This window comes from Pseudomonas sp. SORGH_AS_0211 (assembly GCF_031453455.1).
Taxonomy (GTDB): Bacteria; Pseudomonadota; Gammaproteobacteria; order Pseudomonadales; family Pseudomonadaceae; genus Chryseomonas; species Chryseomonas aestiva.
On sequence record NZ_JAVIZV010000001.1, the window covers coordinates 2988546 to 3005889 of the forward strand.

Annotated in this window: 19 protein-coding genes and 1 pseudogene; 3 read left to right on the forward strand and 17 right to left on the reverse strand. The window is 68.2% G+C overall.

Annotated elements, in window-relative coordinates; all coding sequences use genetic code 11:
- Positions 1-80 precede the first annotated feature (80 nt).
- The 16 genes from QE393_RS13885 to QE393_RS13960 form a co-directional block, all read right to left on the reverse strand.
- Positions 81-485 carry a ClpXP protease specificity-enhancing factor gene (locus tag QE393_RS13885; protein ID WP_133862775.1) on the reverse strand — a complete coding sequence of 135 codons (405 nt, stop codon included), beginning with the start codon at positions 483-485 and terminating at the stop codon, positions 81-83.
- Positions 486-496: 11 nt separating this feature from the next.
- Positions 497-1111 (reverse strand): glutathione S-transferase N-terminal domain-containing protein, encoded by a 615-nt coding sequence (locus QE393_RS13890; RefSeq protein ID WP_158892870.1) that lies wholly within the window; start codon positions 1109-1111, stop codon positions 497-499.
- Between the two features lie 232 nt (positions 1112-1343).
- Entirely contained in the window at positions 1344-2009 is a 666-nt protein-coding gene (locus tag QE393_RS13895; RefSeq protein WP_187980099.1) for a cytochrome c1, read from the reverse strand.
- Positions 2006-3199 carry a cytochrome bc complex cytochrome b subunit gene (locus QE393_RS13900; protein ID WP_187980100.1) on the reverse strand — a complete coding sequence of 398 codons (1194 nt, stop codon included), beginning with the start codon at positions 3197-3199 and terminating at the stop codon, positions 2006-2008. Before QE393_RS13900 ends, QE393_RS13895 begins: the two co-directional genes overlap by 4 nt.
- The gene (gene petA, locus QE393_RS13905) at positions 3196-3774 is read right to left on the reverse strand and encodes a ubiquinol-cytochrome c reductase iron-sulfur subunit (protein WP_187980101.1); all 579 of its coding nucleotides are present in this window, start codon (positions 3772-3774) and stop codon (positions 3196-3198) included. Before petA ends, QE393_RS13900 begins: the two co-directional genes overlap by 4 nt.
- Positions 3771-4793, reverse strand: a complete 1023-nt coding sequence (gene murB / locus QE393_RS13910; protein WP_187980102.1) for a UDP-N-acetylmuramate dehydrogenase — start codon at positions 4791-4793, stop codon at positions 3771-3773. The genes petA and murB overlap by 4 nt, the downstream gene beginning before the upstream one ends.
- Positions 4783-5250, reverse strand: coding sequence for a low molecular weight protein-tyrosine-phosphatase (locus QE393_RS13915; protein WP_187981249.1), 468 nt, complete (start codon positions 5248-5250; stop codon positions 4783-4785). Before QE393_RS13915 ends, murB begins: the two co-directional genes overlap by 11 nt.
- Positions 5251-5256: 6 nt before the next feature.
- Positions 5257-6021, reverse strand: coding sequence for a 3-deoxy-manno-octulosonate cytidylyltransferase (gene kdsB, locus QE393_RS13920; RefSeq protein ID WP_187980103.1), 765 nt, complete (start codon positions 6019-6021; stop codon positions 5257-5259).
- Positions 6018-6203 (reverse strand): Trm112 family protein, encoded by a 186-nt coding sequence (locus tag QE393_RS13925; protein ID WP_007162406.1) that lies wholly within the window; start codon positions 6201-6203, stop codon positions 6018-6020. The genes kdsB and QE393_RS13925 overlap by 4 nt, the downstream gene beginning before the upstream one ends.
- Before the next feature lie 14 nt (positions 6204-6217).
- Complete coding sequence (lpxK, locus tag QE393_RS13930; RefSeq protein ID WP_187980104.1) at positions 6218-7225, reverse strand: tetraacyldisaccharide 4'-kinase; 1008 nt, start codon at positions 7223-7225, stop codon at positions 6218-6220.
- Positions 7222-7662 (reverse strand): biopolymer transporter ExbD, encoded by a 441-nt coding sequence (locus QE393_RS13935; protein ID WP_187980105.1) that lies wholly within the window; start codon positions 7660-7662, stop codon positions 7222-7224. Before QE393_RS13935 ends, lpxK begins: the two co-directional genes overlap by 4 nt.
- Entirely contained in the window at positions 7659-8294 is a 636-nt protein-coding gene (locus QE393_RS13940; protein WP_059315847.1) for a MotA/TolQ/ExbB proton channel family protein, read from the reverse strand. Before QE393_RS13940 ends, QE393_RS13935 begins: the two co-directional genes overlap by 4 nt.
- Before the next feature lie 48 nt (positions 8295-8342).
- A complete protein-coding gene (locus QE393_RS13945; RefSeq protein WP_310044110.1) occupies positions 8343-10583 on the reverse strand; it encodes a DNA internalization-related competence protein ComEC/Rec2 in 2241 nt (746 codons plus the stop codon).
- Between the two features lie 104 nt (positions 10584-10687).
- A complete protein-coding gene (locus tag QE393_RS13950) occupies positions 10688-11929 on the reverse strand; it encodes a lipoprotein-releasing ABC transporter permease subunit (protein ID WP_310044112.1) in 1242 nt (413 codons plus the stop codon).
- A gap of 7 nt (positions 11930-11936) precedes the next feature.
- Complete coding sequence (lolD, locus tag QE393_RS13955; protein WP_310044115.1) at positions 11937-12638, reverse strand: lipoprotein-releasing ABC transporter ATP-binding protein LolD; 702 nt, start codon at positions 12636-12638, stop codon at positions 11937-11939.
- On the reverse strand, positions 12631-13881 hold the full coding sequence (locus QE393_RS13960; RefSeq protein WP_007162399.1) for a lipoprotein-releasing ABC transporter permease subunit: 1251 nt from the start codon (positions 13879-13881) through the stop codon (positions 12631-12633). Before QE393_RS13960 ends, lolD begins: the two co-directional genes overlap by 8 nt.
- A 107-nt stretch (positions 13882-13988) precedes the next feature.
- Between QE393_RS13960 and QE393_RS13965 the strand changes: the two genes are divergently transcribed.
- The 3 genes from QE393_RS13965 to QE393_RS13975 are packed head-to-tail and all read left to right on the forward strand — an operon-like array spanning position 13989 to position 15552.
- A complete protein-coding gene (locus tag QE393_RS13965) occupies positions 13989-14540 on the forward strand; it encodes a PilZ domain-containing protein (RefSeq protein WP_183628631.1) in 552 nt (183 codons plus the stop codon).
- Entirely contained in the window at positions 14537-14827 is a 291-nt protein-coding gene (locus tag QE393_RS13970; protein ID WP_310044117.1) for a phosphodiesterase, read from the forward strand. Before QE393_RS13965 ends, QE393_RS13970 begins: the two co-directional genes overlap by 4 nt.
- Before the next feature lie 8 nt (positions 14828-14835).
- Positions 14836-15552 carry a glycerophosphodiester phosphodiesterase gene (locus QE393_RS13975; RefSeq protein ID WP_310044118.1) on the forward strand — a complete coding sequence of 239 codons (717 nt, stop codon included), beginning with the start codon at positions 14836-14838 and terminating at the stop codon, positions 15550-15552.
- Positions 15553-15747: 195 nt separating this feature from the next.
- Here the strand turns inward: QE393_RS13975 and sthA are convergent.
- Positions 15748-17143, reverse strand: a pseudogene (gene sthA / locus QE393_RS13980) (Si-specific NAD(P)(+) transhydrogenase).
- Positions 17144-17344: the final 201 nt, after the last annotated feature.

The window sequence follows — 17344 nt, forward strand, 5'->3', positions numbered from 1 at the left end:
CGAAAAAGCCCCTGCCGGCAGCGCCGACAGGGGCTTTTTCCTGCCTGCCGCAGCGAGACTCCGCGGCAGGCCGTCAGGGCTCACTTGACCACTTTCAGACTCGGCCGCGCCGGTGCCGGCTTGGGTGCCTCGGGCTTGCTGCCGCCGCTGTCGGGACCCTGGTCATCCGGCGGGGTGGGCTCGCTGTCGAAGACCATGCCCTGGCCGTTCTCGCGGGCATAGATAGCCAGGATGGCGCCGATCGGGACATAGAGGTTGTAGGCCACGCCGCCGAAGCGACCGTTGAAGCTCACGGCTTCGTTGTCCATGTGCAGGTCACGCACGGCACTGGGCGAGGCGTTCAGCACGATCTGGCCGTCGTTGGCATAGCCCGGCGGCACGCGCACCTCGGCGTAGTCGGCATTGACCAGCAGATGGGGCGTGCAGTCGTTGTCCACGATCCACTCGTAGAGCGCGCGGACCAGGTAGGGGCGACTGGAATTCATGGGGTTCTCCTCTAGCGCATCTCACGCTCGGTGACCGAAAGACTGGATCGGAAACTGTCGCGCGCGAACATGCGATCCATGTAGTCCTGCAGCGGCTTGGCGGCCCGGGGCAATTCGATGCCCAGGCGCGGCAGTCGCCACAGGAGGGGGAGCAGGCAACAGTCCACCAGGGAAAAGTCGTCGCTCAGGAAAAAGGGTTTTTCCGCGAAGATCGGCGCCACGCCGGTCAGGCTCTCGCGCAATTCCTTGCGCGCGGCTGCGAGGTCGGCGCCCGGCGCCGCCTGCAGGATGGCGTCCACCAGGGTGCACCAGTCGCGCCCGATGCGGTGCATCAGCAGCCGCGACTGACCGCGGGTGACCGGATAGGCCGGCAACAGCGGCGGGTGCGGATAGCGCTCCTCGAGATACTCCATGAGCACCTCGGTACCATAGAGCACCAGGTCGCGATCCATCAGCGTCGGCACGGTGCCATAGGGATTGTGCTCGGCCAGCTGCCGCGGGCATTCGCCACGACGTACGGCGATCAGCTCGCACTCGACGTTCTTTTCCGCCAGGATCAGGCGGATCCGGTGGCTGTAGTGATCCTCGGGATCATGGAAACAGGTCAGGCGGGTTATGGCGCCCATGGGTCCCTCCCCCGTTGGGGGCGAAGCTGCAAAGGCGGGATTATCTCGCACCTTGCCGCCCGAGACCTAGGCTTTGTCTAAAAACTGCCTGCACATCGGTGATGCTGCGTTAAAAATCAGCTCGGAATGCTCATTTACCCTTTGCAAACTCGAGCGCGAGCCCGGTCCGCTTCCTCGCTGATTTTTGCCCTGCCTCACCTTCGCTCGGCGACTTTTCAGACAAGCCTCCGTCTCATCGCTCACTGTCGGGCAATCGCCGCCAGAATTCGCGCTTAAGCCAGAAGGCCAGGACGGCGAACAGCAGCAGATAGCCCAGCACCCAGGGCGCGAGGCGCCAGGCCAGACTACGTTCCGGCGCCGCCGAATAGCCAAGGTAGGCAACCAGATCCTCGACGGTGCGGGCGAATTGTTCGGGCGTCTGGGCGCCACTGTCCGGCTCCAGACGCAGCACGCAACGTCCCGCGCTGCAGTCGCGCACCTGGCGGCCGCGCAAGGCGGCCAGAACATCGGGCATGCGGGTGCCGGGCGCCCTGAGGTTGTCGACCCCGAGTGGCCGCCCGGGCGCCACGTAGAACTCCTGCAGGAAGGCGCGCAGCCAGGCCTCGCCGCGCACCGCGGCGATCAGGGTGAGATCCGGCGGCACGCTGCCGAAGGCACGCCGGGCATCCTCGGGCTTGAGCAGGCCGAGCATGGGCGCGCTGGCGGTGCGTCCGGGCGCCCAGCTGGCGAGGTCCAGGTGGAGATCGGCGGCGACCCGGTCGAAGCGCTGGTATTCCTGGCCATGACAGGCCAGGCAATAGCGGCCGAAGCTGATGGCCCCAGCCCGGGGATCACCGTCGGCACCGATGGCCAGACCGCTGCACAGCAGAAGCAGGCCCAGCAGCAGCCCGCGACTCATGACCGGGACTCCACTGGCGCACGCGGACGACCCAGCCGGCTGTACCAGGGCATGCCCAGCAGGCCGATGAAATAGACACCCGCGGCCAGGCGCGCCAGCCACAGGCGCCCATCGGTCAGCGCGACCACGCCCAGTATTCCCAGGGCGACAAAGGCCAGGCAGACCAGGTACAGCCCCAGCCGCCCCGGCCAGGCCTTGTGGCGGATCGAGCGGGCCGCACTGCGATCCAGCCAGGGCAGCACGAACAGCAGGGCGATGGCCAGAGCCGCCAGGCCGAGGCCGCCGGCCTTGCTCGGCACCGCCCGCAGCAGCGCATAGAAGGGCGCCAGGTACCAGGGCGGGGCGATGTGCGCGGGGGTCACCAGCGGATCGGCCGGCTGCTGGTTGGCCGGCTCCAGCACCAGCCCGCCCAGGTCCGGCGCCAGCAGCACCACGGCGAGAAACACCAGCAGGAAGACTGCCAGACCACAGAGGTCCTTGAGCGTCAGATAGGGGTGGAAAGCCACCCCGGCTGCACCTCGGACATCGCGCTCGTCACCCTCGGGATTGTTCGAGCCGGTCTGGCGCAGGGCGACGACGTGCAGGCTCACCAGCGCAAGGATCAACAGCGGCAGCCCGACCACATGCAGGGCCTGGAAGCGCCGCAGGGTGGCGTCGGACAGCACCACCCCGCCGCGCAGCAGATCGGCCAGGCTCGGGCCTACCAGGGGCAGCGCCTCGACCGCGCTCAGAGACACCTGGGCGCCCCAGTAGGAGAGTTGCCCCCAGGGCAGCAGATAGCCAAAGAAGGCCTGGGCCAGCAGGAGCAGGTAGAGCAGCACGCCAAAGCTCCAGACCAGCTCGCGCGGCGCCCGATAGGAGCCATAGAGCAGGCCGCGCAGCATGTGCAGGTAGAGGCAGACGAACAGCGCCGAGGCGCCCACCGCGTGCAGGTAGCGGATCAGCCAGCCGAAGGGCACCTCGCGCATGAACAGCTGGACCGAGGCGAAGGCGCCCTTCACCGTCGGCTCATAGCCGAACAGCAGCCAGAGTCCGGTCAGCACCTGCAGCGCCAGGATGAAGAGCAGCAGCGAGCCGAACAGGTAGAAGACGTTGAGATTGCGCGGCACCCGGTAGTCACTGAAGTGCCGGCGCCAGAAGGCGCCCAGGGGCAGCCGTCGCTCCAGCCAGCCGGGCTCGTCGTTGCTCATGTCGCGCCCTCCCCGTCGCTGCCGATCACCAGCAGATTGTCGCCGCGAAAATGATGGGGCGGCACGGCCAGATTCAGCGGTGCCGGCTGGTCGCGATAGACCCGCCCGGCGAGATCGAAGTGGGAGCCATGGCAGGGACAGAGATAGCCCCCGTCCCGGTCCGCCGCGCCTGGTGCCAGGGAGGGAATGCAGCCCAGATGGGTGCAGATCGCGGTGACGACGAAGATGTCCGGCCGCCGCGATCTCAGGCGCGGATCGACATAGGGTGGCTGGCTGGATTCCCGGGAATCCGGGTCGGCCAGCCCTGCCTCGTCGGCCAGCAGGCGGGCCTGGTCCGCCGCGCTGCGGCGCAGGACGCAGACCGGCTGGCCGCGCCATTGCACCGTGAGTTGCTCGCCTTCGCGCAAGGCCTGGAGATCCACCTCGACCGGCGCCGCCGCCACCTCCGCCGACCGACTGGGCCGCAGGGCGCAGACGAAGGGCACGCTGCCCGCCACCAGGCCCAGACCGCCGACGGCGGAGGTGGTGGCGATCAGCAGACGACGGCGTTGGGCATCGGGGGCGTCAGCGGTCACGTCAGGCTTCCCGGCTCCATCTCCAGCGTCACGCCGAAGCGCTCGCGCACCGAGGCGCGGATGCGCTCGGCCAGGGCCAGGACGTCGCGACTGCGGGCGCCACCGAAGTTGACCAGCACCAGCGCCTGGGCGGCATGCACCCCCACGGCGCCGTCGCGATGGCCGCGCCAGCCGGCCTGATCGATCAGCCAGCCAGCGGCCAGCTTGACGCTGCCATCGGCCTGCGGATAGGTCGGCAGGCTCGGATAGCGCTCATGCAGAGCTGCGGCCTCGCCAGCGGTCACCACCGGATTCTTGAAGAAGCTGCCGGCATTGCCCAGCACCGCCGGGTCGGGCAGCTTGCTCTGGCGAATGCTGCAGATGGCCGCGCTGACGGCTTCGGGCGTTGGCTGCGTGACGCCCGCCGCGGTGAGCGCCTGGCGTACCGGACCATAGTCCAGCACCAGCTGCGGCTTGCGACTGAGCCGGAAGCGTACCCGCAGCACGATCCAGCGCCCGGCCTCGGCCTTGAAGCGACTCTCGCGATAGGCGAAGGCGCAATCGGCCGGGCCGAGGTCATGGAGCTCGCCGCTGTGGCGATCGAGTGCCGTGACCCCGGCGCATCTGTCCTTCAATTCGACGCCATAGGCGCCGATGTTCTGGATCGGTGAGGCGCCCACGGTGCCTGGGATCAGGCTGAGATTTTCCAGCCCGTACCAGCCATTGGCCAGGGTGGCCATGACGAAGGGATGCCAGGGCTCGCCGGCTTCGGCTTCCACCAGCAGGGCATCGCCCTCCTCCGCCAGCAGACGGATGCCGCGGGACGTCAACCGCAGCACCAGACCCTCGACCCGTTCGGGCAGGACCAGGTTGCTGCCACCGCCCAGCACCCGCAGGGGCACGTCCAGTTGCCGGGCCAACGCCAGGGCCGCGCGGACCTCGGCGTCGCTGGCGGCTTCCAGATAGCGATCGGCTTGCGCCACCAGGCCGAAGGTGTTGAGGCCTTGCAGGGGGACCTGCTGTTGCAGCTCAGCGACCATGACGGGCAGCCACCTCGGCGACCAGGCCATCGCAGGCGCTTTCCAGCAGGTCGAGGACCCGCTCGAAGCCGGCTGCGCCGCCGTAATAGGGATCCGGCACCTCGTCCACCGCCAGGCCCTGGCGCGCCAGGAAGAGTTCGGGCACGGCGCCCTCATCCGGGCGCAGCTGTTCCAGCCAGGCGAGGTTGTCCTGGTCCATGGCCAGGATCAGGTCGAAACGCTGGAAATCATCCTCGGCGACCTGACGCGCGCGCAGGTCACCGATGGCATAGCCGCGACCCGCCGCGGCCTGGATGGCACGGGGATCCGGGGCCTTGCCGACATGCCAGTCGCCGGTGCCGGCCGAATCCAGCTCCACCACCTCGGTCAGGCCGGCGGCGTCCAGCTTGGCCCTGAGGATGCCTTCGGCGGTGGGCGAACGGCAGATGTTGCCCATGCAGACGAACAGGATGCGCAGGGTCATCTAGGCTCCCAGCAGGCGTCTGACGCGCTCGAGATCTTCTCGGGTATCCACGCCGGCCTGGGGCGCTTCCAGGGCATCGGCGACATGGATACGCACGCCGTGCCAGAGGGCGCGCAATTGCTCCAGGGCTTCGGTCTCTTCCAGGGCGCAGGGACCCCAGCTGACGAAATCGGCGAGGAAGCCGGCGCGATAGGCGTAGATGCCGATGTGGCGACGGTAGGAAAAGCCCTGGGGCAGCTGCGCGCGATCAGCGGCGAAGGCATTGCGCGCCCAGGGCAGCGGCGCCCGGCTGAAGGTCAGCGCCAGGCCGTTCAGGTCGGTGCTCACCTTGACCACATTGGGATTGAACAGGCTGTCGACGTCCGCGATCGGCTCGGCCAGGGTGGCCACGCCGGCTTCGGGATGGGCAGCGAGATTATTGGCCACCTGGTCGATCACCGCCGGTGGTATCAGCGGCTCGTCGCCCTGGACGTTGACCACCAGGGCGTCAGCGGCCAGGCCGAGCAGCTCGGCCACCTCGGCCAGGCGATCGGTGCCCGAAGCATGATCGGCACGGGTCAGCAGGACACGCGCGCCAAAGCCTTCGCAGGCACGCAGGATGTCGTCGTGGTCGGTCGCCACCACCACCTGCTCGGCGCCACTGCGCCGGGCCTGCTCCCAGACGTGCTGGATCATCGGCTTGCCGGCGATGTCGAGCAGCGGCTTGTTGGGCAGTCGGGTGCTGGCGAGCCGCGCCGGGATGACGACGGTGAACGCGGTGCTCATTTGTCCAGACGCTCATCCGTGGTGATGATGCGCGCCTCGCTTTCCAGCATCACCGGGATGCCGTCGCGAATCGGGAAGGCCAGGCCGGCGGCCTTGCTGATGAGCTCGGTCTTGTCGTCGCTCAAGATCAGCGGGCTCTTGGTCAGGGGGCAGGCGAGGATGTCCAGCAGCTTGAGATCCATGGGCGAAGATTCCGTCAGTGAGAGTGTTCGGGCAGGAGCCGGTCGAGACGCCCATCCAGCCAGGCGACGAAAGCGGCCGAGGGCTGGGCGTCCACCGCCAGGTACCACCAGTCGGCGGCGGCGAAGGACCGGCACTTGACCGCGTCCTTCTCGGTCATCACCAGCGGCAGCGCCGGGGTGAAGGCCAGCTCTGCCGCGCTGTAGGTGGCGTGATCGGCGAAGGCATGGGGCAACGGCTGCCAGTGTAGTCCTTCGAGGGTGGCGAAGAAACGGCCGGGGTTGCCGATGCCGGCCAGGGCGTGCAGGCGCTGCCCCGGGGGAAAGAAATCCAGCGATCGCGTCTCGCCGCTGCGCAGATTGACCAGGGCGCTGGGCTGCAGGGTCAGGCCGTAGCCGTCGGCAGGATCGACAGTGGCGCCGTTGTGGATCACGGCGTCCACCTCGGCCAGCCGCTCCAGGGGTTCGCGCAGCGGCCCGGCCGGCAGGCAGCGGCCATTGCCGAAGCCGCGCGCCGCATCGACCATCACCAGTTCCAGGTCGCGGGCCAGGCGATAGTGCTGCAGGCCGTCGTCGCTGAGAATGATATCGAGCCGCTCCTCGGCGAGCAGGCGTTCGACGGCGCGCCCACGATCGGGATCCGTGACCAAGGCCACCCCGGTGCGCTGCACGATCAGCAGCGGCTCGTCGCCGGCGACGGCGGCGGTGTCGGTGGCCCGCACCCGCCAGGGTAGACTCGGCGGCGTGGCGCCATAGCCCCGGCTGACCACCCCGACCCTCAGCCCGCGCGCGCGCAGGTGGCCGATCAGCCAGAGGATCATGGGCGTCTTGCCGGTACCGCCGACGGTGAGATTGCCCACCACGATGACCGGCACCGGCGCGCGATGGATGCTGCCCTGCCCCGCCAGGAACCGCCGGCGCTTGCGCCGGGCGACCTGCCGATAGAGGGCTTCGAGCGGCGCCAGCAGGCTCAGGGCCGGATGCCCCTGGTACCAGGCGCGGACCAGGCGCTCACCCAGGCTCACGGACGCTTCGCCTGGGCCTCGAGGGTGGTGATGCGCAACTGGCTGAAACCCAGCTTGCCGGCAGCGTCCATGGCCATGACCACCGACTGGTGGGTGGCGCGGCCATCGGCGGTGATCACCAGCGGCAGGCTGTTGTCGCCGCCGGATTCACGCTGCAGCGCGGTGGTCAGGCCGGTCAGGTCGTTGCGCGCCAGGGTCTGGCCGTTGAGCGCCATCTGGCCTTCGGCGGTGATGCTGATTTCCAGGGTCTTGGCCTGGTTGGCGGCCGCTGCGGCGCTGTCGGCCTCGGGCAGTTCGATCTTCAGCTGGCTGGGCTTGCTGAAGGTCGCGGTCACCACGAAGAACAGCAGCAGGACGAAGATGACGTCGATGAAGGAGGCCAGGTTGATATAGATCTCTTCGCGGGCGGCGCCCCCGGCGCGGCGACGGAATTTCACGCCGGAGCCCCTTCGCGGACGTCCACCTCGCGATCGCCGTGGAGGATGTCCACCAGCTTGACCGCTTCCTGCTCCATTCCGACCACCAGCTCATCGACCCGGCGCAGCAGGTAGCGATGGAAGAACACCGCGGGAATCGCCACCAGCAGGCCGGTGGCGGTGGTGACCAGCGCCTTGGAGATGCCGCCGGCGAGGATGGGCGCATTGGCCATGCCGTCGTTCATGAAGGCGCTGAAGATGTCGATCATGCCGAACACCGTGCCGAGCAGGCCCATCAGGGGTGCCAGGGCGGCGATGCTGCCAAGGGTGTTGAGATAGCGTTCGAGGTCGTGCACCACGCGGCTGCCGGCTTCCTCGATGGCTTCCTTCATGATGTCGCGGCCATGACGGGAGTTGGTCAGGCCCGCGGCGAGGATGTCGCCCAAGGGCGATCCGGCGCGCAATTCGCGCAGCCGCTCGGCATTGAGCTGCTTGTCCTGGATCCAGCGCCAGACCTGGGCGAGCAGTGTCGGCGGTGCGACCCGGCTGCGTCTCAGGGTCCACAACCGCTCGGCGATGATGGCCGTGGCCAGGATGGAACTGAGGATGATCGGCAGCATCATCCAGCCGCCAGCTTTGACCATTTCGAACACGAGACCGTTACCCCTGCCGCAAAATGCGGCCACTCTAGCACGAACGCCTCAAGGTGTCGGTGGCGGTGCTCGCCACCAATGGCGTTCCTGGCGCCGCCCGCGTGGCGCCTCCCAACGACCGAGGGTCCAGCTGAGGGCGCCCAGCGCGGCGGTGTCGTAGGGCAGCACGCCGCGCTCGCGATAGCGCGCCAGTACCTGGGGATGGGGATGGCCATAGCGATTGTTCAGCCCCCGGGAGATCAGTACGCCACGCGGCTGGACGGCATCGATGAAGGCGGCGCTGGAGCCGCTGCGACTGCCGTGGTGCGGAGCGACCAGCCACTCCGCCGTCAGCGGCACCCCGCTGGCCACCAGCTCCGCTTCACGGCGGGCATCGATGTCGCCGGTCAACAGCAGGCGCTCGCCCCTCGCCGCGACGCTGAGCACGCAGGACGAGGCGTTGGAATCCGCAGCGGGGTGCCACCAGGTGCTGAAGACGACCTCGTTCCAGCGCCACTCGGCGCCGTCCGTGCAGTCCCGCGCGTGCAATTCCGGCTTGAGGCGACCGGCCTCGCCGCTGAGTACCTGCCCTGGCGGCAGTCCCCTGGCCACGGCCGGCGCACCGCCGGCATGGTCGGCATCGGCATGACTGAGCAGCATGACATCCAGGGCGCCGATGCCGACGGCCTTCAGGTTGGGCAGCACGACCCGGGCGCCGCTGTCATAGCTGCCCTGGCGCGGGCCGGCGTCGTAGAGCAGCGCATGGTCGCGGGTGCGCACCAGCACCGCCAGACCCTGTCCCACGTCCAGCACGGTGATCCGCGCCAGCCCCTCCGCGGGTACCGGCGGTGGGGGAAACAGCCCCGGCAGCATCAGCAGCGCGCCGAAGCCTCGTAGCGGCACACCCGCGGGCAGTAGCGCCAGCAGCGCTCCCAGCCCCGCCAGCCACAGCGCCCAGGCGGGCGCGAGGACCGGCTGCCAGGCCGCAGCCAGGTGCGCCAATCCGCTCAGCAGCCAGAGCAGTCCCTGCAGCAGGCCACCCGCCAGCAGCAAGGCCGGAGTCCCCAGCGGCGACCAGAGCAGGGACAGCAGGGTCCCCGCCAGCGCCAGGGGCACGATGGCCAGGTCCATCAGTGGCACGGCCAGGGCATTGGCCAGCGGGCCGCTCGGACTCAGGGGCAAGCCCAGCGCCAGGAGCAGCGGCGCCAGGCCCACGGCCATGCACCACTGGGCGCGCCCGAGGGTGAGCCACCAGGGCAGTCGGCCCAGGCGGCCGGCAAAGCTCCACAGCAGCAACAGTACGGCGCCGAAGGACAGCCAGAACCCGGGCAGCAGACTGACCAGCGGATTGGCAGCCAGCACCAGGGCCAGGGCCAGCAGGACGGCGTCCGCCAGCCGCACCTGCTGGCGCCCGAGCTGCCAGAGCAGGCCCAGGGTGACCATGACGCAGGCCCGCTGCACCGGCACCTCGAAGCCGGCCAGTAGTCCGTAGCCCAGCGCGGTGGCGATCGTCAGCACCGCCGCGGACAGGCGCCAGGGCAGTTGACGCGGCCAGAGACCACGGCGCGCCAGGAGGACCACCCCGGCATAGACGCCCAGGGCGATCAGGCCGATGTGCTGCCCGGAGATCACCATCAGGTGCACGGTGCCGGTGTCCTGGAACAGTTGCCACTGGGCATCGGTGATACCCGAGCCGTCGCCCACCACCAGGGCGGCGAGCAGGCCGCCCTGCCCGGCTGGATCCCGCGTCTGCAGGTATTGCCGGATGCCGTCGCGCCAGGTCGCCAGGCCACTGGCAGCGGCCAGGCGCTGGCCATCCTTGACGCTGCCCGTGGCGCCTATGCCCTGGGCCAGCAACCAGGCTTCGCGATCCTGACCGAGGGGGTTGACCAGACCTGCGGGGCCGCGCAATTCCACGGCCAGGCGCCAGCGTTCGCCGGCCAGCGGGCGCGGCCCTCCGTGCCAGCTCAGGCGGATCCGCGCCGGCAGTTTCAGGTTGCGGCGGCTGGTCGCTCCGGCGAGCACGAAGCCCACCGAGTCGGCGTCCACGACCGGCAGACCGCTGACCTGGCCATCGACCCACAGCACCCGCTGCTCCAGCGCCGGATCCAGGCGATCGTCCAGTGCCCAGTGGCCATTGAGCAGCGCCCAGGCCAGGCCCAGCCCGAAGGCACCGAGCGCCAGGAAGCGGGTGAACAGCAGCACCAGGGCCGCCGCCGCGAGCGCCGCCAGCAGGGATAGGGCCGGCAGCGTGGCGAAGGCGCGCAGGAGCAGCACGCCGAGGGCGAAGGACAGCAGAGCGGCGCGCATCAGGACTCCATCCTTGGAGAGCCGAAAGGGCTTCGGAAGCGCGGATTAGAGCAGTTTGGACGCCGCGGAGCCAGGGGCATGGCGCCACCTGGCCCGGCGGGAGGTCAGTCGTAGCGCAGGGCTTCGGCCGGCGAGGTGCGCGAGGCGCGCCAGGCGGGATAGAGGGTCGCCAGGAAACTCATGCTCAGGGCGGCCACGGCGATCAGCACCACGTCTTCCAACTCCAGCCGCGACGGCAGGTTGCTGATGAAGTACATGTCACCGCCAAACAGCTTGTGGCCGACCAGGCGCTCCAGGGCAGCGATCCAGCTGCTGACGTTGAGTGCCGCGATGACGCCCAGCACGCCGCCGATCAGGGTACCGACCAGGCCGATCACCGTGCCCTGCACCATGAACACCGCCATGATCTGCCCGGGCGTGGCGCCCAGGGTGCGCAGGATGGCGATATCGGCCTTCTTGTCGGCCACCACCATGATGAGGGTGGCGATGATGTTGAAGGCAGCCACGGCGACGATCAGCAGCAGCAGCAGGCCGATCATGGTCTTTTCCATCTGCATCGCCTGGAACAGACTGCCCTGGGAGATCGTCCAGTCACGCGCCTGGTAGCCGTCGCCGAGGGCCTTGGCCACCTCACGGGAGATGCGCGGCGCCTGGAACAGATCGTCCAGCGCCAGGCGGATGCTTTCCACCTGGCCCGGCTGCCAGCCCTTGAGCGGGGCGGCATCGGCGACGTTGATCAGGGCCAGGGAGGCATCCAGCTCGGCGCCGACCTTGAAGGTACCGACCACGGTGAAGCGTCGCAGCCGCGGGGTGATGCTGCCGGTGGCCCCGACCTCGGGGATGATCACCGTGACCTGGCTGCCCAGCTCCAGCTGGAAGCGTCGCGCAGCGATCTCGCCCAGCACGATGCCGAATTCGCCCGGCTTGAGGGCATCGAGACTGCCCTGGGTCATGCGCTCGCCGACGATGGACACGCGCTTTTCCTGGGCCGGATCTATGCCGTCCACCAGCAGCGGCTGCATGCGGCCCCGTACCGAGAGCATGCCCTGCAACTGGGTATAGGGCACCGCCGCCAGCACATGGGGCTGCTGCTCGGCCCTGGCCGCCAGCGGCCGCCAGTCGTCCAGCGGCTGGGCCGCGCTGATGAAGGCATGGGGCACCATGCCGAGGATGCGGCCACGCATTTCTTCCTGGAAGCCGTTCATCACCGACAGCACCAGGATCATGGCCAGCACGCCCAGCGCCAGGCCGAACATGGAGACCAGCGAGAAGAAGGAGATGAACGACTTGCGCCGCTTGGCGCGGGTGTATCTCAGGCCGATGAACAGCGAAAGCGGTCTGAACATGGCGACCTCAGACCTGCCGGGCTGGCGTGGCGTCGACCAGATGGCCTTCGTCCAGGCGCAGCATCCGGTCCATCTGGCCGGCCAGCACCTGGTCGTGGGTCACCACCAGGAAGGCCGTGCGCAGCGAGGTGGACAGCTCCAGCATCAGGTCCTGGATGCCGTGGGCGGTGTGCTGGTCGAGGTTGCCGGTGGGTTCGTCGAGCAGCACCAGCTTGGGCTGGTTGACCAGCGCCCGGGCGATGGCCACCCGCTGGCGCTCGCCGCCGGACAGCTCGGCCGGCTTGTGGCCCAGGCGATGACCGAGACCGACCCGCTCCAGCAGCTTGGCGGAGCGCTCGCGGGCTTCGCCGATGGAGGCCTTGCCGATCAGCAGCGGCATGCAGACGTTTTCCAGGGCGCTGAATTCGGGCAGCAGGTGGTGGAACTGGTAGACGAAGCCCATGGCGCGATTGCGCAAGAGGCCACGGGCCTTCTCGTTCAGCGCCGACAGCTCTTCGCCGTCGAGCCAGACACTGCCGCTGCTGGGGGTATCCAGGCCGCCGAGCAGGTTCAGCAGGGTGGTCTTGCCCGACCCCGAACTGCCGACGATGGACACCCGCTCGCCCGGTTGCAGGGTCAGCTGGACGTTGCTCAGCACCTCGACGGTCTGGGGGCCTTCCTCGTAGCGCTTGCCCAGGTCCTGGCAACGCAAAACGGCTCGATCATTCATAACGCAGGGCCTCGGCGGGTTGGGTACGGGCGGCGCTCCAGGAGGGATAGAGCGTGGCCAGGAAGCTCAGGGCGAAGGACGCGCCGCAGACCAGCAGGACGTCGTGCAGCTGCAGCTGCGCCGGCAGGTAGTCGATGAAATACACCTCGGCGTTGAGGAACTGGTGCCCGGTGACCCGCTGCACCCAGGCCAGGGCGGCACTGACGTTGAGCGCGGCGAGCACGCCCAGCAGGCAGCCGATGGCGGTGCCGATGACGCCGATGAAGGTCCCCTGGACCATGAACACCGCCATGATCTGCCGGGGCGTGGCGCCCAGGGTGCGCAGGATGGCGATGTCGGATTTCTTGTCGGTCACCACCATCACCAGGGTGGAGACGATGTTGAAGGCGGCCACGGCGACGATCAGCAGCAGCAGCAGGCCGATCATGGTCTTCTCCATGCCGATGGCCTGGTAGAGATTGCCGTGGGTGCGGGTCCAGTCGCGGGCGTACCAGTCGTTGCCCGGCAACTGGCGAGCGATGTTCCAGGACACGTCGGGCGCCTGGAACAGGTCGTGCAGCTTGAGGCGCACACCCTGCACCGCGTTCGCCGGCCAGCGTTGCAGTCGCGCGGCGTCCTCGATGTCGATCAGGCCCACCGAGCCGTCCAGCTCGCCGGCGCCGACGCTGAAGATGCCCACCACGGTGAATCTCTTCATGCGCGGAAACATGCCGGCAGGGGTCACGGCCACTTCCGGGGCGATGTAGGTGAGCTTGTCGCCAACCTTCACGCCCAGTTTCTCGGCGGCCAGGGAACCGATGATGATGCCGAATTCGCCCGGCTTGAGGTCGTCGAGCCGGCCCTCGCGCATGAAGCTGGGGATGATCGAGACCTTGGGCTCCTCGGCCGGATCGATGGCGTTGAGCAACACCGTCTGCACCGCCTTGTCGTGGGCCAGCATGCCCTGCAACTGGGTGAAGGGCGCCACCGCGGCCACCTGGCTGTTCTGCAGCGCCAATTCGCGCACGCTGCGCCAGTCGGGCACCGGCTGGTAGGACTCCACCGTGGCATGGGGAATCATGCCGAGGACGCGATCGCGCATCTCGCGATCGAAGCCGTTCATGACCGACAGCACCACGATCATGACGACCACGCCGAGGGCCAGGCCGATCATGGAGGTGAGCGAGATGAAGGAGACGAAATGGTTGCGGCGCTTGGCGCGGACGTAACGCAGGCCAAGGTAGATCGGCAGGGGTCTGAACATAGGCTCGCTTGCACGGCGGAAAGACGTAGGCGCCCTGCGGGTTGGACGGCGACACCGTGCCGGCTCGCCGGCTACACTCGGGGCCATCACCCACGGAGCGGCCCGACATGACCACCCCAGACGCGCGTGAACGGCGGGAATACTATCGCATCACCGACCGTATCGCACTGCAAATCAGCCCTGCCGACGGGGTCCCCGGCGAGACCGCGCCGCTGTTCGCACTCCTGAGCGAACTGCATCAGCTGGAATTCGAATCCCGTCACCTGCTGCGCAATCTGGACGAGCGCGACCGCGCCGTCACCGCCTGCCTGCGCCTGGTGAACAAGCGCCTCGACCTGCTCGGCCAGGCCTTCACCTGGAATCTCCTGCACGACAGCGGCGCCACCCGCGACGTGGTGCTGTCCGAGGGCGGCCTGGCCTTCGTCGATGCCGAGCCCTACGCCCTGGGCACCCGGCTCGACCTGCGCATGGCACTGCCACCCCAGGGCCTGGGCCTGCAGGTGCTGGCGGAGGTGACCGGTTGCCAGGCCGTGGCCGGCGGGTACGAGATCGGCACCAGCTTCATCGACCTGGAAGACGCCCAGCGCCAGCTGCTGGCCCGCCATGTCCTGCGCCAGCAGGCCCGGGTACGGCGCGCCGACCGCGGAGACGAGGCGTGAAACGCCCCTGGCTGGCGTTCCTGCTGCTCGGCACCGCCCTGCCCGGCTGGGCCGAGACCCTGCAGATCCCGCTGGGCCAGCAGGGCGATGGCAGTACCCCGCTGCCCCTGCGCGGCGACAGTCGCAGTCAGGTCCTGGAGCGCTTCGGCCTGCCCGACCAGGAGCATCCGCCGGTCGGACGCCCGGCGATTCGCCGCTGGGACTACCGAGATTTCAGCGTCTATTTCGAAAACGATCGGGTGCTGGACGCGGTCCGTGAACCGCGACGCCCGGTCACGTCACCCTAGGAGCCTTCATGACCCTCATTTACGGACACCGCGGTGCCCGCGGCGAAGCCCCGGAAAATACCCTGGCCGGTTTCGAGCTGTGCCTGGAGCTGGGCGTCAGGCGCTGCGAACTGGACCTGCACCTCTCCCGGGATGGCGAGCTGGTGGTGATTCATGACCCTACCCTGAAACGTACCACCGGGCGAGGCGGCAAGGTCAGCGAAAAGGCCGTCGCCGATCTGGTCGCCCTGGATGCCCGCCAGGGCGGCCCGGTCTGGCCACGCCCCTGCCCCATCCCCACCCTGCGCGAGCTGTTCGAGAAGTGCGCCTTCGAACACTGGCAGCTGGAGGTGAAGAGCGCCTCCCGGGTGCGGGCGGCACAGACCGTCAGGGCCATCGCCCAGCTGGTCGAGGAATTCGGCCTGCAGAACAGGATCACCGTGACCAGCGCCTCGCGCGAGGTCCTGCGCGCCCTGCAGCGCGATACGCCGCAGCTGGCGCGCGGGCTGGTGGCGGAATACGCCTGGCTGGATCCGCTCAAGGTGGCCGCTCACTACGACTGCCACCTGCTGGCGCTGAACTGGACGCTGTGCACCCCGGAGCGGCTGCTCAAGGCGCAGCGCCAGGGCTTGCATGTCTCGGTCTGGACGGTGAACGACGCCAGCCTGATGCGTCGCCTGGCCGATTTCGGTGCGGACAGCCTGATCACGGATTTTCCGAGTCTGGCACGGCGGACGCTGGGGTAAGGGCCTGACGAATCGAATCTGGGCATCAGTGGGCTTCGCTACGCTCAGCCCAACCTACGGGTGCCGTGTGGCGTCGTAGGTTGGGTTGAGACAGCTTCATCGTCGAAGCCCAACAGCCCGAGTTGACCCTAGGCCTTGTTGGGCTTCGCTACGCTCAGCCCAACCTACGGGCTATCGCGAAGAGAACCGCCCTGCTCAGAACAGCCGATTCAGACCATCGAAGGCCGCCACCCGGTAGGCCTCGGCCATGGTCGGGTAGTTGAAGGTGGTGTTGACGAAATAGCGAATGCTGTTCGCTGCACCTTCCTGGTTCATGATCGCCTGGCCGATGTGCAGAATCTCCGACGCCTGGTCGCCGAAGCAGTGCACGCCCAGCACCTGCAGGGTCTCGCGGTGGAAGAGGATCTTCAGCATGCCCACCGGTTCGCCGGAGATCTGCGCCCGCGCCATGCTCTTGAAGAACGCCTTGCCGACCTCGTAGGGCACCCTTTCCTGGGTCAGCTCGCGCTCGGTCTTGCCCAGCGAACTGATCTCGGGAATGGTGTAGATGCCAGTGGGAATGTCGTTGACCACCCGCCCATTGTTGTCGTGCAGGATGTTGTCCGACGCCGAACGCCCCTGGTCGTAGGCGGCACTGGCCAGGCTCGGCCAGCCGATGACGTCGCCCGCCGCATAGATGTTGGCGACCGAGGTCCGGTAGTTCTCGTCGACGGTGACCTGGCCCCGGCTGTTGACCGAGAGGCCCACGTTCTGCAGGCCCAGCTGGTCGGTGTTGCCGGTCCGGCCGTTACACCACAGCAGGGCATCGGCGCGCAGCTTCTTGCCGGACTTCAGATGCAGGACAACGCCGTTTTCCTGGCCTTCGATGCGCTCGTATTCCTCGTTGTGGCGAATGAGCACATTGTTGTTCTGCAGGTGATAGCTCAGGGCGTCGGAGATTTCGTCGTCAAGGAAGCTGAGCAGCTGGTCGCGGTTGTCGATCAGGTCCACCAGCACGCCGAGGCCGCTGAAGATGGACGCGTATTCGCTGCCGATCACCCCGGCGCCGTAGATGATCAGCCGGCGCGGGGTATGGGTCAGCGACAGGATGGTGTCGCTGTCGTAGATGCGCGGATGACTGAAATCCACATCCACCGGGCGATAGGGACGCGAACCCGTGGCGATGACCACCTGCTTGGCCACCAGGCGCTCCAGGTCGCCGCGCAGGTTGACGATCTCGATGGTGTTGTCGTCGGCGAAGCTGGCGGTGCCGAAGAACAGGTCGACCCGGTTGCGCGCATAGTAGCCGGTACGGGACGACACCTGCCGGGCGATCACCCGCTCGGCGCTGCGCAGCACATCGGGAAAGGAGAACCAGCGCGGCTCGCCGATGGAGCGGAACATCTCGTTGGTGTTGAACTGGGATGATCTGCTTGACCGAATGGCGCAGCGCCTTGGAGGGAATGGTACCCAGGTGGGTGCAGTTGCCGCCGACCACCTGGCGATTGTCCACCACCGCCACGCGGCGGCCATTCTTGGCGGCGTTCATCGCCGCGCCCTCGCCGGCCGGTCCCGAACCCAGTACCACCACGTCGTAGCTATAGACCGCCATGCTTTCTCCTCAGAAGGTTAGCCGTCCGCAGGCGACGGCTGGAGCCGGACCGCCTCATGCGAGGCCGGATCCGACGCGAGATCGCCCCCAGGGGGCTGCGACCTCTTGTCACGGGCCGCTATTGTGGCGCAAAACCCGGTCAAAACGAAAACGGGAGCCACCTGGGCTCCCGTTTTTTCTTGCAAGTCAGCCTTGCCTAGC

Coding starts and splice junctions, on each gene's coding strand:
- QE393_RS13950 (WP_310044112.1), bottom strand. CDS start 11,929: ATGTTCAGACCGCTTTCGCTGTTCATCGGCCTGAGATACACCCGCGCC.
- QE393_RS13925 (WP_007162406.1), bottom strand. CDS start 6,203: ATGGATCTCAAGCTGCTGGACATCCTCGCCTGCCCCCTGACCAAGAGC.
- QE393_RS13975 (WP_310044118.1), top strand. CDS start 14,836: ATGACCCTCATTTACGGACACCGCGGTGCCCGCGGCGAAGCCCCGGAA.
- QE393_RS13960 (WP_007162399.1), bottom strand. CDS start 13,881: ATGTTCAGACCCCTGCCGATCTACCTTGGCCTGCGTTACGTCCGCGCC.
- murB (WP_187980102.1), bottom strand. CDS start 4,793: ATGGTCGCTGAGCTGCAACAGCAGGTCCCCCTGCAAGGCCTCAACACC.
- QE393_RS13900 (WP_187980100.1), bottom strand. CDS start 3,199: ATGAGCAACGACGAGCCCGGCTGGCTGGAGCGACGGCTGCCCCTGGGC.
- kdsB (WP_187980103.1), bottom strand. CDS start 6,021: ATGAGCACCGCGTTCACCGTCGTCATCCCGGCGCGGCTCGCCAGCACC.
- QE393_RS13945 (WP_310044110.1), bottom strand. CDS start 10,583: ATGCGCGCCGCTCTGCTGTCCTTCGCCCTCGGCGTGCTGCTCCTGCGC.
- QE393_RS13965 (WP_183628631.1), top strand. CDS start 13,989: ATGACCACCCCAGACGCGCGTGAACGGCGGGAATACTATCGCATCACC.
- QE393_RS13890 (WP_158892870.1), bottom strand. CDS start 1,111: ATGGGCGCCATAACCCGCCTGACCTGTTTCCATGATCCCGAGGATCAC.
- lolD (WP_310044115.1), bottom strand. CDS start 12,638: ATGAATGATCGAGCCGTTTTGCGTTGCCAGGACCTGGGCAAGCGCTAC.
- QE393_RS13885 (WP_133862775.1), bottom strand. CDS start 485: ATGAATTCCAGTCGCCCCTACCTGGTCCGCGCGCTCTACGAGTGGATC.
- QE393_RS13895 (WP_187980099.1), bottom strand. CDS start 2,009: ATGAGTCGCGGGCTGCTGCTGGGCCTGCTTCTGCTGTGCAGCGGTCTG.